Here is a 14,948-nt window from a genome sequence, read left to right on the forward strand (position 1 = left end):
TAACCGGTTTTGATCGTTCCCGTGCAGAGTGAACTGACCCCACAAAGTTGGACAATCTATGCCTGAGCGGCCTGAGTAAGGTTGTGTCCAACCTTTGGGGGGCAGTTCAGAGCGTGGGAACGATCGGGCTCAAGTGCCTGGATGGGCTTCGTCCAGTACCTTCCCCGCCAACAGTTGTACGCCTTCGAGCATGCGACAGATGCCGAGTGCGACATTACGTTGAGCGCCATCGACTTCGAAGGCCAGGTGAGCGGCAATATCAATGATGGAGGCAGGCAGTACAGTGAAGAGTTTGCTTCGCGGGTTCATGCACGAGTCCTTTCGCACAGGGTGAGTGGCTGAGCCTGTCGATGATTAAATTCTGGTGAGGTTAACGCAATATGCGCGGTCAATAACCTGTGAGAACTGACAGTTGCGCACTCGAAAGTTTGCGGGTTAACGTCCTGTTAACAGCCCGGAGCAGGATGTCACGGGCCTTAAGCGGTTGCACTTTTCAGGGAAGAACAATTATGAATTCGTCAGTTATACGAGTTGCAATTTCCATTGCTGTTGTGACTGGTGCGTCGAGTTTGACCGTGCGCGCAGCAAATTATGTAAACCTGGCGCCCGCTGTGGGTGCTCAATGCATGGCTCTCGCGGTAAATGATTCAGGCACAGCAGTGGGTAACTGCTCACTCGGCAGTGCTTCGGCCGTGGCTCAATCCTTCGTTGCCAATGTCAACGGTTCAACCGCACAGCAAGGGTTATCAGCGCTCGCTCCTGGGCAAATCTGCACAGCAATGGGAGTTGCCAACAGTGGGACGATTTCCGGTCAATGCTTGGATGAGAACAACGTCAACTTTGCGGTGTCCTGGCAGGCAGCCACACCAACGGCCGCTCCGAAGCGACTCAGCCCACTTCCTTCCACGATACTTAATCCGCTCTTGCGGCCCGCAGATGTCTCAACAACGCCTACCGCAATGAATGAAAGAGGCGGGATTGTCGGCTCCAGTTTCAGCGCTCAAGGCCGAGGTACCGTGGTGATTTATGCTGCGACGGGCAATGGCACTGCCCAGAGGGTCTCCGACTTTGGAGACGACTGTGTTGCCAACTCGGTCAATTACACGCTGATCAACACCTACCCGAGCATAGCTATGAACTGCCCGAACAGTGCAGGTACGCTCAGCGGAACAATCGCCATACGTGGTAGTACTGGGTATACGAAACAGACGTTGCAGATACCGCCTGAAGCAAGTCTATGTACAGTCAAAGCCATCAACGACCAATCTCAAGTGCTGGGTACCTGTCTTTTTCCGAACTCCAGCACCAACGTACCCAAGACGGCCTTTTGGCCCTCCCCAACCAGCGCACCGCAGCTGTTGACCCTGCCGCAAAATGCCGCTAACTGGGCGATGGACCTCAACAACGCAGGCAAGGTTCTAGCTGCCAGGGGCGACAGCAGTGGCATCAGCCAGTCACTCTATTGGGACCCCGCTACTGGGAGTTTCGGTGTTCGGCCGATCGTCCCTCCTGTTGATGCCGTAACGACTCTCGCTGTGGAGCTTGCGGACGATAATACGGTCGTGCTTAACAGTACCAATGGTGATCAGTATGCAACAGGTTGTACTTGGCATCCTGAGAGGTCCATGCAGTGTTTGACTCCCATCGGTCTCGGGAAAAAGAACAACCTCTTGGCTATTTCGCAAAGTGGTGGTTATGCAGTTGGTGTCAGTAACGACGTCGAACAGAACGACAATGCGGTGGCAGTGGTACTGCCTTGACTTTCAGTTAACTGGCAAAAGGAGAACACCATGAAACTTAACGCCACCGCGAGCCTGCTGATCAGTTCCTTGTTCGTGGCTGCAATTCTGCATTCCGCTCAGGCTTACAGCGGTTTCAACAGGAAATATGAGGGTGGTGGGGGCGTACTGTCATCCGAAGACGGATCCCCAGTCGCTCAGTGGGCGCATGAAGTTTTCGGCCGTAAAAAGATCTATCCCCCGGTGCAAGGTACCTCCGTCAAAGAGGCTAATGCGCCTGGTGTCTATTCTTGTGATGGGTGGGGAAATCGTAGGGTGAATAGATTCCAGTGGGAGAAGTGTTGAGGCTGTAGGGTCATGACTTCGCCATGAACGCTCAGCCAAAAAAATGCGCCCCTGAGGGCGCATTTTTTTGTTCGGTCAGCTATCGCCTGTCAGGCAATCGCATCCCAAGCCCGATCACCTTTCTCGTCTTTGATTCGAGTTGGCAACCCCATCACATCCAGCGCTTTGAGGAACGGCTCAGCCGGCAGTTCCTCGACGTTGGCCATGTGCTTCACATCCCACTCGCCACGTGCCACCAGCAGCGCAGCGGCCACCGGAGGAACGCCCGCGGTGTAGGAGATGCCCTGGCTGTCGGTCTCGGCGAAGGCGTCTTCGTGATCGGCCACGTTGTAGATGAACATTTCGTGCGGCTGGCCGTCCCTGGTGCCTTTGACCAGGTCACCGATGCAGGTCTTGCCGGTGTAGCCCGGAGCGAGCGATGACGGGTCGGGCAGTACGGCCTTGACCACTTTCAACGGCACCACTTCCAGGCCTTCGGCGGTTTTGACCGGCTGTTCGGAGAGCAGGCCGAGGTTTTTCAGCACGGTGAACACGTTGATGTAGTGTTCGCCGAAGCTCATCCAGAAACGCACGTTGGGCACGTCGAGGTTTTTCGACAGCGAGTGCACTTCATCGTGGCCGGTAAGGTAGAGGTTCTGCGAGCCGACTACCGGCAGGTCGTCGGTGCGTTTGACTTCGAACATGGTGTTGCTGGTCCACTGGCTGTTCTGCCAGCTCCACACCTGCCCGGTGAACTCGCGGAAGTTGATTTCCGGGTCGAAATTGGTGGCGAAGTATTTGCCATGGGAGCCGGCATTGACGTCGAGAATGTCGATCGAATCAATGCGGTCGAAATGCTGTTGCTGCGCCAGCGCGGCGTATGCGTTGACGACACCCGGGTCGAAGCCCACGCCTAGGATGGCGGTGATGTTCTTCTGTTTGCATTCTTCCAGGTGGTTCCATTCGTAATTGCCGTACCACGGCGGGGTCTCGCAGACCTTGCCCGGCTCTTCGTGGATGGCGGTGTCGAGGTAAGCCACGCCCGTATCGATGCAGGCACGCAGCACCGACATGTTGAGAAACGCGGAACCCACGTTGATGACGATCTGCGATTCGGTCTCGCGGATCAGGGCCTTGGTCGCTTCCACGTCCAGGGCGTTCAGCGCGAAGGCCTGGATGTCGGCGGGAACCTTGAGGCTACCCTTGGCCTTGACGCTGTCGATGATGGCCTGGCATTTGGAGATGTTGCGCGACGCGATAGCAATACGACCGAGTTCGTCGTTGTGCTGCGCGCACTTGTGGGCCACCACCTTGGCGACACCTCCTGCACCAATGATAAGAACGTTCTTTTTCAATTGCTTTATTTCTCCTATATCCGCCAGCTTACGAAAGGCTGGACAGGTAGTCGTCGTAACCAAATTCACGAACCACCTCGACTGTACCGTCGAGTTGTTTCACTACGATGGACGGCATTTTCAGGCCGTTGAACCAATTTTTCTTGACCATGGTGTAGCCTGCGGTGTCGATGAACGACAGCCGATCGCCGATGGCCAGCGGACGATCAAATTGATACTCGCCGAAGATGTCCCCGGCCAGGCAGGATTTGCCGCACACCATCACGGTGTGTTCGCCCTCGCTTGGCGCCAGCTTGGCGTTGAGGCGATAGATCAGCAGGTCCAGCAGGTGAGCTTCGATGGAGCTGTCGACCACGGCCAGGTTTTTGCCGTTGTAGAGGGTGTCGAGCACGGTGACTTCCAGGGAGGCGCTGTTGGTGATCGCCGCTTCGCCGGGTTCCAGGTACACCTGCACGCCGTACTTCTCGGAGAACGCCTTCAAGCGCGCGCAAAACGCGTCCAACGCATAGCCTTCACCGGTAAAGTGGATGCCGCCGCCGAGGCTGACCCACTTGACCTTGTGCAGCAGCGCGCCGAAACGTTCTTCAATAGTGCCGAGCATCTTGTCGAACAGGCTGAAGTCGCCGTTCTCGCAATTGTTGTGGAACATGAAGCCGGAGATCTGCTCGATCACGCCTTCGATCTTCACCGGGTCCCACTCGCCCAGACGGCTGAACGGACGCGCCGGGTCGGCCAGCAGGTAATCGGAACTGCTCACCTGCGGGTTGACGCGCAGGCCGCGGGTCTTGCCCTCGGAGCGCTCGGCGAAGCGTTGCAGCTGGCTGATGGAGTTGAAGATGATCTTGTCGCAGTTATCCAGCATCTCTTCAATTTCATCGTCGGCCCAGGCCACGCTGTAGGCGTGCGCCTCACCTTCGAACTTCTGGCGACCGAGCTTCAACTCGTACAGCGACGACGAGGTGGTGCCGTCCATGTATTGCTGCATCAGGTCGAACACCGACCAGGTGGCAAAGCACTTGAGCGCCAGCAGAGCCTTGGCGCCGGACTGTTCGCGCACGTAGGCAATCTTCTGCATGTTGACCAGAAGCTTCTGTTTGTCGATGAGGTAATACGGCGTTTTGATCATTTTTGAGAGCCTGCGGCGGTGCCTGCCAAAAAAGGACACGCATTGTGCCCGCACTTGGAACAGATCGAAAGGTTAGCGGGCGGAATTTGCGCGCTTGCGTTTAAGCATAGGCCCTGGGTGTGACGGTCTATCGACAGGGCTCTTGATCCGGCTGGCGCTTATAGCGTCACCCTTATTGTCAGTCAGACGGGGAGGGCGCCGAGCTCTTTCTGAGCGACTTTTCATGGGTCGCGCTGGCATCGTCGATAGCGTGGAAGCCGCAGCATAAATAAAAACGCTGCCCTTCGAGCGTGTCAGTCGAGAGGCGTACCGTCGAAAATTGCGCAGCAGCTCGCGCCAGCAATTGTTCGACCAACTGCTTGCCTATGCCGCGCCCACGCATTGCAGGCGTAACGTATAGCCGGCGCAGTCGAGCCATGTTCGGGTCGCCCTGCGGATCGCGAGAAACGCCACCAATGCCCACCAACTGCCCCTTGCAGAAAACACCTAGAAGGCATTCACCATATTGTTCGAATCGGTTGAACTGACTTTCCCATTCGACAATAAGCCGAGTCAGAAACCTGAACCCTTCGGCCATAGCTTGCGCTTGCAGCACATGGATGTGCTCAGGCAGTTCGTTGAGCTCACGTATCGAAACTTCGTTGATGGCATGGGTCATGGTGATTCACTAGACCAGGCCACTTTGGATTCAATACAGCTATGCAGTTGCTCAGGAGTACTCAAAGGCGTGTCCAATGTGCCCAGCGCAATCGAAATCCAGTCCGGATAAGCACCATTGGCATCCGACCAAAACAGTGACGATCCGCACTGCGAACAGAATTGACGGGTGATGCCCGGCGAGGACTCGTAGCTTCGCAGCGCATTTGCGGTCGCGTGGATGTTCAGCGCTGTCTTGGGCGCGCTGGCGTAGCTGGCGAACGCTGCGCCGTGGCCCTTCTGGCATTTTTTGCAGTGGCAGTGGGTGGCGGCCTTGAGAGGTTTGAAGACCTCATAGCGAATCGCGCCGCACAGGCAGCTGCCTCGGCTGTTTTTTACCATCTCTGTTCAATCCCAATTGTCGTCGAGCACCAAACCCGTTGCGAGGGAGCTTGCTCCCGCCGGGCTGCGTAACAGCCCCAGCGGCTGCAACCGAGGTGTGGGCCAATATGACCGATTTGTGGCCGCTTCGCGACCCAGCGGGAGCAAGCTCCCTCGCCACGGGTACAAGACTGAACATGAGCGGTTCTTGTGACGATCCGGAATAATATGAGTTTGTCTCACTCTGGCGCTCTGCCGACAATAGCTGCCCTACCTATCGACCTCGGAGTTGCAAGTCATGGCAGTCGCTCATTCCCTCGGATTTCCGCGCATTGGACGCGATCGTGAACTGAAAAAAGCGCAGGAAGCGTTTTGGAAGGGCGAACTCGATGAGGCCGGCCTGCGCGCCGTGGGCCGTGACTTGCGCAAGACCCACTGGGCGCTGCAAAAACAGGCCGGCATTGAGCTGCTGCCGGTGGGTGATTTCGCCTGGTACGACCAGGTGCTGACCCATTCGCTGATGTTTGGCGTGATCCCTGAGCGTTTCCGCCCGGCCGATGGCCGGGCCACGTTGCAGACGCTGTTCGGCATGGCGCGTGGCGTCAGCAGCGACACGTGCTGCAGCGGTGCTCACGCCCAGGAGATGACCAAGTGGTTCGACACCAACTATCACTATCTGGTGCCGGAGTTCAGCGTCGACCAGCACTTCCATCTGGGCTGGGACCAGCTGTTCGAAGAAGTCCAGGAAGCGCGCGACCTTGGGCACACGGTCAAGCCGGTCGTCATTGGCCCGCTCACGTACCTGTGGCTGGGCAAGGCCAAGGGCGCTGACTTCGACAAGCTCGACCTGCTCGAGCGCCTGCTGCCGCTGTACGGCCAGATCTTCCAGCGCCTGGCCGAGCTGGGCGTGGAATGGGTGCAGATCGACGAGCCGATCCTGGCGCTCGACCTGCCGCAGGCATGGAAGAACGCGTTCGAGCGTGCCTACAACCTGATCCAGCGTGACCCGCTGAAAAAGCTGGTCGCCACTTACTTCGGCGGGCTGGAAGAAAACCTCGGCCTGGCCGCCAACCTGCCGGTCGACGGCCTGCACATCGATCTGGTGCGGGCGCCGGAGCAATACCCGACCATTCTTGATCGCCTGCCCGCTTACAAGGTGCTGTCCCTGGGGGTGGTCAATGGCCGTAACGTATGGCGCTGCGACCTGGAAAAAGCCCTGGCGACGTTGCGCCATGCCCAGGAAAAATTGGGTGATCGCTTGTGGGTGGCGCCGTCCTGTTCACTGCTGCATTGCCCGGTGGACCTTGCGCGTGAAGACCAGTTGGACGCTGAATTGAAAAGTTGGCTGGCCTTTGCCTTGCAAAAGTGCGCGGAAGTCGCTGTGCTGGCCCAGGCTGTGGACCAACCCGAGGCGCCAGAGGTGCTGGCGGCGCTGGCTGAAAGCCGCGCGGTACAGGCTGCGCGTGCCGCTTCGCCGCGTATTCACAAGCCTGCGGTGCAAGCGCGCGTGGCCGCTATCAGCGCACGCGACAGCCAGCGCCAATCGCCCTTTGCCCAGCGTATCGAGAAACAACGGGCCGGCCTCAACCTGCCGTTGTTTCCGACCACCACCATCGGTTCGTTCCCGCAAACCGTGTCGATCCGTTTGGCGCGCCAGTCCTACAAGGCCGGCAAGTTGAGCGAAGCCGAATACGTCCAAGCGATGCACAGCGAGATCAAGCACGCGGTCGAAGTGCAGGAACACCTCGGCCTGGATGTACTGGTACACGGTGAAGCCGAGCGTAACGACATGGTCGAGTACTTCGCCGAGCAATTGGACGGGTACGCGTTCACCCGTTTCGGCTGGGTGCAGAGCTACGGTTCGCGCTGTGTGAAACCGGCGCTGATCTATGGCGACCTGAGTCGGCCGAAAGCGATGACGGTGGAATGGATTCGCTATGCCCAGGGCCTTACGCACAAGGTACTCAAAGGCATGCTGACCGGCCCGGTGACCCTGCTGATGTGGTCGTTCCCACGCGAAGACGTGAGCCGCGAAGTGCAGGCCCGGCAACTGGCCCTGGCGATCCGTGATGAAGTCCTGGACCTGGAAGCCGCCGGCATCAGGATCGTGCAGATCGACGAGGCCGCGTTCCGCGAAGGCTTGCCATTGCGTCGGGCGCAGTGGCAGCCCTATCTGGACTGGGCCACCGAAGCGTTCCGCCTGTGCGCCAGCGGCGTGCGCGACGACACTCAGATCCACACCCACATGTGCTACAGCGAATTCAACGATGTGATCGAATCCATCGCGACGATGGATGCCGACGTCATCACCATCGAAACCTCACGCTCGGACATGGCGTTGCTGGACGCGTTCGAAGCTTTCGCATACCCCAACGAAATCGGCCCTGGGGTCTATGACATTCACTCGCCACGGGTGCCGGATGTGGCACAGATGGTTGACTTGCTGCGCAAGGCGGCCAAGCGGATTCCGGCTGAGCGGTTGTGGGTCAACCCCGATTGCGGCCTGAAAACCCGTGGCTGGCCAGAGACGCAAGCGGCGCTGATTCACATGGTCGCGGCGGCGCGCCAATTGCGTGCGCAAATGGGTTGACGGCGAAGATTGCGCGGCCGGCGTTCGCGTTGTCAGTCATACTGGCGCCCATGACTTTCGACTCGCCGCTCGCCGCTTACCAACACGCTATCGCCCAGCAGGGTTTCGTGCCTGACGACGCTCAGCGCCGCGCCGTGGACGCCTTGCAAGCCTGTCATCAGGCGTTGCACCAGGGCCGCTCGCCCATTGCCGGCGTTTACCTGTGGGGGCCGGTGGGCCGCGGCAAGACCTGGTTGATGGACCAGTTTTATCAAAGCTTGCGCGTGCCCGCGCGCCGTCAGCATTTTCATCACTTCATGGGCTGGGTCCACCAGCGCTCGTTCCAGCTCACCGGTATCAGGGACCCGCTGCGGACCTTGGCGCGGGAGCTGAGCCGGGACGTGCGCGTGCTGTGCTTTGACGAGTTGTTCGTCAATGACATCGGCGACGCGATCATTCTTGGCCGTCTGTTTCAGGTGATGTTCGAGGAGGGCGTGGTGATGGTCTGTACGTCCAATCAGCCCCCTGAGCAGCTGTACGCCGACGGTTTCAACCGAGAGCGTTTCTTGCCGGGTATTGAAGCGATCAAGCGGCATATGCGCGTGGTGGCGGTAGACGGTGGCGAGGATCATCGCTTGCATCCCGGTGTCGGCCTGCAGCGCTACTGGGTGAACCAACCCGATGCCCTGGAGCCGGTGTTCAAGCAGCTGAGCGATGGGCAAACCGTCAGCCACGGGAAGGCGGTGAGCGTGGGGCATCGCACCATCACAGCGGTGCAAGCCAGTGACGAGGTACTTTGGTGTCGTTACGCCGAGCTGTGCGAACAACCGCTTGCCGCGATGGATTTCATGCTGCTGTGTGATCGCTTCAAGGCCATCCTGTTGGCGCAAGTGCCCAACCTCAGCGCACAACAGCGCCCTGGGCGCATCGCCCGTGGCACCGAAGACGGGGCCGAGCGCGTCATCGCGGGGGACCGCCAATTGCCAGCGTTGTCCAGGCACGATGACAGCGTGCGACGCTTTATCGCGCTGGTCGATGAATGTTACGACCGCAAAGTGCCGCTGTTCATCGAGGCCCAGGTGCCGCTGGAGAGTCTTTACACCGAAGGCTACCTGGCGTTTCCTTTTCGTCGCACCTTGAGCCGCTTGCAGGAAATGCAGCTGCAGCGCTTCGGCGCCTGAGAAAGCCCTGCGGCCACCTTGCTGGAGGTTTTGGATGCCTGCAACGTGCGCGCTTTCTGTCAGGCATTTGTCGTTAATCTCCTTCATCTACTGCCGACGCCATGCTTACAATTACCCCCTCAAAGGGAATCGGTTCCCTGGTTGTCGTTATCGAGGAAGGAAATGGACACCCCAGACATCCTGGTGCTGCAAGCCAGCTACACCAACGCCGTGCACGCCGATGCCATCGGCGCGCTGCTCAACCACTATGCCGAAGACGCAATGGGCGGCGGCCACACCTTGCCAGCCGATCTGTTGCAACAATTGCCTGCGGAACTGGCCAAGCGCGCCCATGCGTTCAGTGTGCTGGCGTTCGTCGGTGGTGTACCGGCTGGGCTGGTCAATTGTTTCGAGGGGTTCTCGACGTTCGCCTGCAGACCTTTGGTCAACGTCCACGATGTGGTCGTGGCGCAACAATTTCGTGGCTTGGGGCTCAGTCAGAAGATGCTGCAGAAGGTCGAGGAAATCGCCCGGCAACGGGGTTGCTGCAAGATCACTCTGGAAGTGCTCGAGGGCAATGCGCTGGCGCAGTCGGCGTATCGCAAGTTCGGCTTTGATGATTCGGTATTTGATCCCGCCCACGGCCGTATGTTGTTCTGGAGCAAGGCGCTGTAATAAACACACTGCAAAAAAAGGGCGCCATTCAATGGCGCCCAATAAACCTTTGCCAAAGGAGCGGTATGGCACAGGGTAGTACGGATTAACTCAGCGTTAAATCAACTGTTGGGTTGGGCTGAGTTGTCAGTGGCGGCTTTAACTGATTTGCCATCGGCGGACGCAACTTGTTGTTCCGCCTTGCCGTGGGTTGTTTCCTGAATGAAGCTGAAGTTGTTGTAGAACTCCTTCGAACGCTCTGAGCCGCCTTCTGCGAAGGCGGCGGCGGAGGTCAAGGTCATCAGGCTGGCCAGCATCAATGTCGACAGTTTCATGGTGGTATTCCCATTAAGAGTGAGAGGTGTCCGGTCACTCCCTGATCAGAACATGGGGCGACTATGGCGTTACCTTATTAAGTGGGAATTAACGAAATGGGCCTGCGAAGTTAACAGTTTGTTAACTTCGCAGGGCAGGGCGTTACAGTTTCCAGTCCAGCGCCAGTGTGATTGAACGTGGATCGCCCCAATACACGCCGTTATAAAAACCGACACGTTCGTAATATTTTTTGTCGAACAGATTGTTGACGTTAATCGACGCCGTAACCTGTTCGTCGAACCGATATCGCGACATCAGGTTGACCACGGTGTAGCCCTGTTGCGTGATTTTCTCTCGCGTCGTTATCGGATTGCCCTTGTCGTCGCGCGCTCCCGTGGGCCGGTTGCCGAAGTCATAAAAGTCGCTCTGCCACGTCACCGCGCCACCCACGGTCAGGTTGCGCCAGGCCCCCGGCAGGCGGTAAGCGCTGGAGACCTTCAATAGGTTCAACGGCTGGCCGGTGTTGTTGCGGTTGCCTGCGCCATTCGCCGAGTGGGTGTAGGTGTAGCCGGCGGTGAGGTTCCAGTCCGGTGTGATTTCCCCGGCCGCTTCCAGCTCGAAACCCTGCACCTTGTTGCCCTTGCCGCCGGACTTGTAGTACTCCTCGCCGGTGACCGGGTTTGGCGGCACCGAGTCGTCCCGCTCGGCGACGTTGTCCTGGGTGCTCCAGAAATACGCGGCCGCCAGGTTCAGGCGCTCGTTGAGTACGCTGCCCTTGAGGCCGATCTCATAGTTGCTGCCCACCACCGGCTCCAGGTACTTCTTGTTGGCGTCCTTCGCACTTTGCGGCTTGAAGATGTCGGTGTAGCTCGCGTAGACGGTGTACTGCGGCGTGATGTCGTAAAGCAGCCCGGCGTAGGGCGTCAACATATCGTTATGGGTCTGGCTGGTTTTGCCGGCATCGGTCAGTTGATCGTTGGCGTTGTATTTGGGGTTGGCGCTCTCCAGCTCCCAACTGCCGTAGCGGGTGCCGAGCACGGCGTGCAGGCGATCGGTCAGGCTCAGCCGGGTTGCGAGGTAGCCGGCCTTCTGTTGTTTCTTGCTGTGCTCACCCTTGAGGTCGGTGACGTCATCGGTGAACTTGCCGATACCGCCCATGTGCTCCCAGTCCTCGATGGTGTAGTAGCTGTTGGACAGATTGGAGCGCATGAAGGGCGAACTGTCCCGTTGCGCCGCCTCGCCGTAGCCCATCATCAGCGCGTGTTCGCGACCCAGCAGCGCGTAGCTGCCGGCCAGGTTGAAGTCAATGGCTTCCATGTTCGATGTGCCGCGCATATGGCTGGCCCAGGCTGTCATGCCGCTGCGGTCGGCATTGGGGAAACCCGCGCCGCCGTAGTACACCTTGCCGTCGGTATCGCTCTGGCGATGGGTGTAGGCGGCCTTCAGGTGCCAGTCGCCGCCCAGCCGATGATCGAGGGTGGCGAAGGTGGTCTTGTCGGTCAGAGGCCAGGAACTCCAGTGCGCGGCCATATTGGTGGAGCGCGACAACCCCGCCTTGCCGCCCTGGCTGTTCCAGTAGGGCACGGTGCCCCAGGAAGTGCCTTGTACTTGTTTGTCCTGGTAATCAAAGCCCACGGCCAGCACGGTATCGTCAGTAAGGTCGGCCTCGAGAACGCCGTAGCCGACCGCCCGCTGCAGTGCATAGTTGTCGCGAAAGGATTTACTGTCGCGGTAGGCCAGTACGCTGCGCCCGCGCAGTTTGCCGTCGAAGGCCAGCGGGCCGCCGACGTCGAGGTAGCTGTAGTAGTTGTCGTGAGTGGCGCCGCTTATTCCGGTTTTCGCCTGCCATTGGGCGGTGGGGCGCTTGCGTACCATGTTGACCGTGGCCGAGGGGTCGCCCGCGCCGGTGGTGAGGCCGGTGGCGCCGCGCACTACTTCGACACGGTCGTAGATGATGGTATCGGCGTCACTCTTCATGAAGCCGAAGGTGTTGAGCATCCCGTCAATCTGGAAGTTGTTGATGCCGTAGCCACGGGAGGTATAGGACACGCGGTCCGAGTCATTATGCTGGACGTTGATGCCGGTGGTTTGGCGCAACACCTCGGTGAGGGTGTTGAGATTGAAGTCATCCATCTGCTGGCGCGTGATCACCGAGATCGATTGCGGTGTTTCCTTGACGGACAGGTTCAGCCGCGTGGCGGTGCTCATGGAACCGGTGGTGTAGGCGCCGGTGTGCTCGGTGGTCGCGCCCAGGCCTTCGGCGGTGATGCTGGTGGCACCCAGTTCGAGGGCTTTGGCGGGGGCTTGCTCGGGGTCGGTTTCGGCCAGCAGTTCAGGGCTCAGCGCAAGGCTGAACAGGCCAAGGGTAAAGGTGATGGAACGGGTAAAAGGCGCGAGCATCGCGGCGAACTCCTATTCGTCTTTGAGACCCACCCAGGAAGGGGGGTATGGCTCAAAGACGAAAGGAGGCGTGGAACTTTAGGCTTAAACAAGAATGATTGTTATCTTTCTGTTACAGGCCTCGGTTACTTGGCCACCACGTTGGTGCCGTCGACCTTTTTCGGTTTGATCAAACTGAAGTCGATCAAGGCTTTCTGCTTGGTTTCGTAAGGGTTGCCGATCAGCAAGGGGCGCGGCTTGAAGCTGTCGCTGACCAGGCTTTTGCTGTGGTCCAGTTCATCGAAACTCAAACCGGCCATGTCCGCCCAGGTGTGGATCAACTGCGAACTGCTGTAAGGCCGTTGCAGGTCGCCGGCGAAGCTCCAGTCGTGGCTTTCACGCCACTTGGGCGAGGCATAGGCCATGAACGGAATGGTGTACATCGGCGCGGTCGGCTTGCCTTCGTTACGGCCCAGGGTGTCATGGCCGGCCGAGTCGAACACGTCTTCGCCGTGGTCCGACAGGTACAGCAGGAAGCCGTTGGGGTCGGTCTTGGCGTAGTCCTTGATCAGGCTCGATACCACGAAGTCGTTGTACAGCACCGCATTGTCATAGCTGTTGTAGGTCGGCAACTGTGCATCGCTGACACCGGCCGGCACGCCCTGGCGATCGGTGAATTTGTCGAACGTCGACGGGTAACGATACTGGTAGCTCATGTGGGTGCCCAGCAAGTGCACCACGATGAACTTGCGCTCGGCGGTATCGGCCATGGCCTTGGAAAACGGTGCCAGTACATCGCCGTCGTATTGGCGGGCGTTCTGGTTACGGTTGTTGTTCAGGTACACCTGCTCGTCGGCCTGTTCGGAAAAGGTCGTGAGCATGGTGTTGCGCTTGGTCATGGTTTGCTGGTTGGTGATCCAGAAGGTCTTGTAGCCGGCCTGCTTCATCACGCTGACGATTGATGGCGTCTTGAGGTACAGGTCCGGGTTTTCTTCATCGGCGAAGGTCAGTACCTGCTGCAGCGCTTCAATGGTGTAGGGGCGCGGCGTAATGACGTTGTCGAACACCGCCAGTTGGTCGCGCAGCTTGTCCAGTTCCGGCGTGGTGTTACGCGGGTAACCGTACAGGCTCATGCGCTGGCGGTTGGTGGACTCGCCGATTACCAGCACCAGGGTGGACGGCTGGCCGGCCATGCTGTCCTTGAGGTTCTTCAGCGGCGGGATCTGGCTGGCACTGGTCAGCATGCCTTGCATATTGTCCAGCTGTTCGGTGTAGCGGCGGTAGGCCACGATCATCTGCCAAGGCACAGCCGGTTCGATACGGGTTTCGAAGCGGTCGATGGCCAATTCCATGGTTTCGCTGGTGGCGATCTGCTTGACCAGCGGGTAACCGACCACGGCCAATACGATGGCGACCGCCGCCACGATCGACTGGCCACGAGGCAAGTAGACCGGACGCAGGCGCGTCCACAGGAAAACCGCGAAGGCGGTGTGGGCAATGAAGGCCAGCACGATCCACCAGGCAAAGTACTGGGTGGCGTATTCGCCCGCTTCAGAAATGTTCGACTCGAACATGATGAAGATGACGCTCTGGGAAAATTCCTGCTGGTAAATGAAGAAATAACCCAGGCTGGCCATGGAGCAGGCCCACAGCACCACGCCGATCAACGCGGCAAGCAGACGTGTTTGCCGAGGGAACAGCAGCATGGGCGCCAGCCACAGCGCACTCATGAAGAACGCCTGGCGGAAACCGCTGAAGCCGGAGGTGCCGGTCAGTTGGATAAGAAGCTGGGTGATCCCAGAGAAGTACCAGAAAAACAGGAATAACCAGCCAAGGCCGGCCCAATCAAAGCCTTTCGCAGTCGTCGTGCTGCGTTTGAACATCGCCATCCAGCGCCCCATCAGAAAATGATCGTCGCGCACAGGCGCGCGACATCGGGCCGCTCAGAACGTGAGCGGCATCGCGGGCGGGAGTATCAAGATATGTGTGTGAAAACTTTGTGAGATTTCTGTAGGTATTGCCTTACAAACTCACCAACGGCTTTCAGCAGAGCGCGGGCTTGGCACCGGAAGGCAGTTCAAGCTGGGCCTGGAGGTATGAGCGCAGACGCAGGACTTCCTGTTGCAACTGATCGCGCTCGTCCTTCAACTGGCGCAATTCATCGCGGCGGATGTTGACGTAGAGGGTCTGTGGCGGTCGGGTCATCTGTGCTGTGCTCATTGCTTGCCTCGCAAATAGCGGGTAGATCGCGCTGCCGAATCGGTTCGCGGCAACAGTCGGAAGCAAGTTTGAATTCTTTTTCACATCAAT

Annotated in this window: 14 protein-coding genes; 5 read left to right on the forward strand and 9 right to left on the reverse strand. The window is 58.8% G+C overall.

Annotated features, from left to right (window positions below):
* Window positions 1-129: 129 nt before the first annotated feature.
* Window positions 130-309 carry a hypothetical protein gene (locus tag Q1V60_RS04785; RefSeq protein ID WP_300627911.1) on the reverse strand — a complete coding sequence of 60 codons (180 nt, stop codon included), beginning with the start codon at window positions 307-309 and terminating at the stop codon, window positions 130-132.
* Window positions 310-509: 200 nt separating this feature from the next.
* On the opposite strand from Q1V60_RS04785, the gene Q1V60_RS04790 reads away from it, so the two are divergent.
* Together Q1V60_RS04790 and Q1V60_RS04795 are read left to right on the forward strand one after the other, a co-directional pair.
* A complete protein-coding gene (locus tag Q1V60_RS04790; protein ID WP_300627913.1) occupies window positions 510-1,760 on the forward strand; it encodes a hypothetical protein in 1,251 nt (416 codons plus the stop codon).
* 30 nt (window positions 1,761-1,790) lie between these two features.
* Window positions 1,791-2,084 (forward strand): hypothetical protein, encoded by a 294-nt coding sequence (locus Q1V60_RS04795; protein ID WP_300627915.1) that lies wholly within the window; start codon window positions 1,791-1,793, stop codon window positions 2,082-2,084.
* Between the two features lie 89 nt (window positions 2,085-2,173).
* Here Q1V60_RS04795 and Q1V60_RS04800 read toward each other — a convergent pair whose 3' ends face one another.
* From Q1V60_RS04800 to Q1V60_RS04815, 4 genes are all read right to left on the reverse strand, one after another.
* Window positions 2,174-3,418, reverse strand: a complete 1,245-nt coding sequence (locus Q1V60_RS04800; protein WP_300627918.1) for a saccharopine dehydrogenase family protein — start codon at window positions 3,416-3,418, stop codon at window positions 2,174-2,176.
* Between the two features lie 28 nt (window positions 3,419-3,446).
* The gene (locus tag Q1V60_RS04805; protein WP_078733594.1) at window positions 3,447-4,544 is read right to left on the reverse strand and encodes a carboxynorspermidine decarboxylase; all 1,098 of its coding nucleotides are present in this window, start codon (window positions 4,542-4,544) and stop codon (window positions 3,447-3,449) included.
* A gap of 178 nt (window positions 4,545-4,722) precedes the next feature.
* A complete protein-coding gene (locus Q1V60_RS04810) occupies window positions 4,723-5,202 on the reverse strand; it encodes a GNAT family N-acetyltransferase (protein ID WP_300627922.1) in 480 nt (159 codons plus the stop codon).
* Entirely contained in the window at window positions 5,199-5,582 is a 384-nt protein-coding gene (locus Q1V60_RS04815; RefSeq protein WP_300627925.1) for a GFA family protein, read from the reverse strand. The genes Q1V60_RS04810 and Q1V60_RS04815 overlap by 4 nt, the downstream gene beginning before the upstream one ends.
* 277 nt (window positions 5,583-5,859) lie before the next feature.
* On the opposite strand from Q1V60_RS04815, the gene metE reads away from it, so the two are divergent.
* The 3 genes from metE (at window position 5,860) to Q1V60_RS04830 (ending at window position 9,965) form a co-directional block, all read left to right on the forward strand.
* On the forward strand, window positions 5,860-8,151 hold the full coding sequence (metE, locus tag Q1V60_RS04820) for a 5-methyltetrahydropteroyltriglutamate--homocysteine S-methyltransferase (RefSeq protein ID WP_300627926.1): 2,292 nt from the start codon (window positions 5,860-5,862) through the stop codon (window positions 8,149-8,151).
* Between the two features lie 50 nt (window positions 8,152-8,201).
* A complete protein-coding gene (gene zapE / locus Q1V60_RS04825; RefSeq protein ID WP_300627927.1) occupies window positions 8,202-9,311 on the forward strand; it encodes a cell division protein ZapE in 1,110 nt (369 codons plus the stop codon).
* A gap of 162 nt (window positions 9,312-9,473) precedes the next feature.
* Window positions 9,474-9,965 (forward strand): GNAT family N-acetyltransferase, encoded by a 492-nt coding sequence (locus tag Q1V60_RS04830; protein ID WP_300627928.1) that lies wholly within the window; start codon window positions 9,474-9,476, stop codon window positions 9,963-9,965.
* A 101-nt stretch (window positions 9,966-10,066) separates the two neighbouring features.
* On the opposite strand, the gene Q1V60_RS04835 is transcribed toward Q1V60_RS04830, so the two are convergent.
* The 4 genes from Q1V60_RS04835 to Q1V60_RS04850 form a co-directional block, all read right to left on the reverse strand.
* Entirely contained in the window at window positions 10,067-10,279 is a 213-nt protein-coding gene (locus Q1V60_RS04835; protein WP_300627931.1) for a hypothetical protein, read from the reverse strand.
* A 142-nt stretch (window positions 10,280-10,421) separates the two neighbouring features.
* Window positions 10,422-12,659, reverse strand: coding sequence for a TonB-dependent siderophore receptor (locus Q1V60_RS04840; protein WP_300627932.1), 2,238 nt, complete (start codon window positions 12,657-12,659; stop codon window positions 10,422-10,424).
* Window positions 12,660-12,784: 125 nt separating this feature from the next.
* The gene (locus tag Q1V60_RS04845) at window positions 12,785-14,527 is read right to left on the reverse strand and encodes a phosphoethanolamine transferase CptA (RefSeq protein WP_300627934.1); all 1,743 of its coding nucleotides are present in this window, start codon (window positions 14,525-14,527) and stop codon (window positions 12,785-12,787) included.
* 154 nt (window positions 14,528-14,681) lie between these two features.
* Window positions 14,682-14,858, reverse strand: coding sequence for a DUF6026 family protein (locus Q1V60_RS04850; protein ID WP_300627936.1), 177 nt, complete (start codon window positions 14,856-14,858; stop codon window positions 14,682-14,684).
* Window positions 14,859-14,948: the final 90 nt, after the last annotated feature.

Source organism: Pseudomonas sp., from assembly GCF_030147005.1.
Lineage (GTDB): Bacteria > Pseudomonadota > Gammaproteobacteria > Pseudomonadales > Pseudomonadaceae > Aquipseudomonas.

Coding starts and splice junctions, on each gene's coding strand:
- Q1V60_RS04845 (WP_300627934.1), bottom strand. CDS start 14,527: ATGGCGATGTTCAAACGCAGCACGACGACTGCGAAAGGCTTTGATTGG.
- Q1V60_RS04840 (WP_300627932.1), bottom strand. CDS start 12,659: ATGCTCGCGCCTTTTACCCGTTCCATCACCTTTACCCTTGGCCTGTTC.
- Q1V60_RS04815 (WP_300627925.1), bottom strand. CDS start 5,582: ATGGTAAAAAACAGCCGAGGCAGCTGCCTGTGCGGCGCGATTCGCTAT.
- zapE (WP_300627927.1), top strand. CDS start 8,202: ATGACTTTCGACTCGCCGCTCGCCGCTTACCAACACGCTATCGCCCAG.
- Q1V60_RS04835 (WP_300627931.1), bottom strand. CDS start 10,279: ATGAAACTGTCGACATTGATGCTGGCCAGCCTGATGACCTTGACCTCC.
- Q1V60_RS04795 (WP_300627915.1), top strand. CDS start 1,791: ATGAAACTTAACGCCACCGCGAGCCTGCTGATCAGTTCCTTGTTCGTG.
- Q1V60_RS04805 (WP_078733594.1), bottom strand. CDS start 4,544: ATGATCAAAACGCCGTATTACCTCATCGACAAACAGAAGCTTCTGGTC.
- metE (WP_300627926.1), top strand. CDS start 5,860: ATGGCAGTCGCTCATTCCCTCGGATTTCCGCGCATTGGACGCGATCGT.
- Q1V60_RS04850 (WP_300627936.1), bottom strand. CDS start 14,858: ATGAGCACAGCACAGATGACCCGACCGCCACAGACCCTCTACGTCAAC.
- Q1V60_RS04830 (WP_300627928.1), top strand. CDS start 9,474: ATGGACACCCCAGACATCCTGGTGCTGCAAGCCAGCTACACCAACGCC.
- Q1V60_RS04790 (WP_300627913.1), top strand. CDS start 510: ATGAATTCGTCAGTTATACGAGTTGCAATTTCCATTGCTGTTGTGACT.
- Q1V60_RS04785 (WP_300627911.1), bottom strand. CDS start 309: ATGAACCCGCGAAGCAAACTCTTCACTGTACTGCCTGCCTCCATCATT.
- Q1V60_RS04810 (WP_300627922.1), bottom strand. CDS start 5,202: ATGACCCATGCCATCAACGAAGTTTCGATACGTGAGCTCAACGAACTG.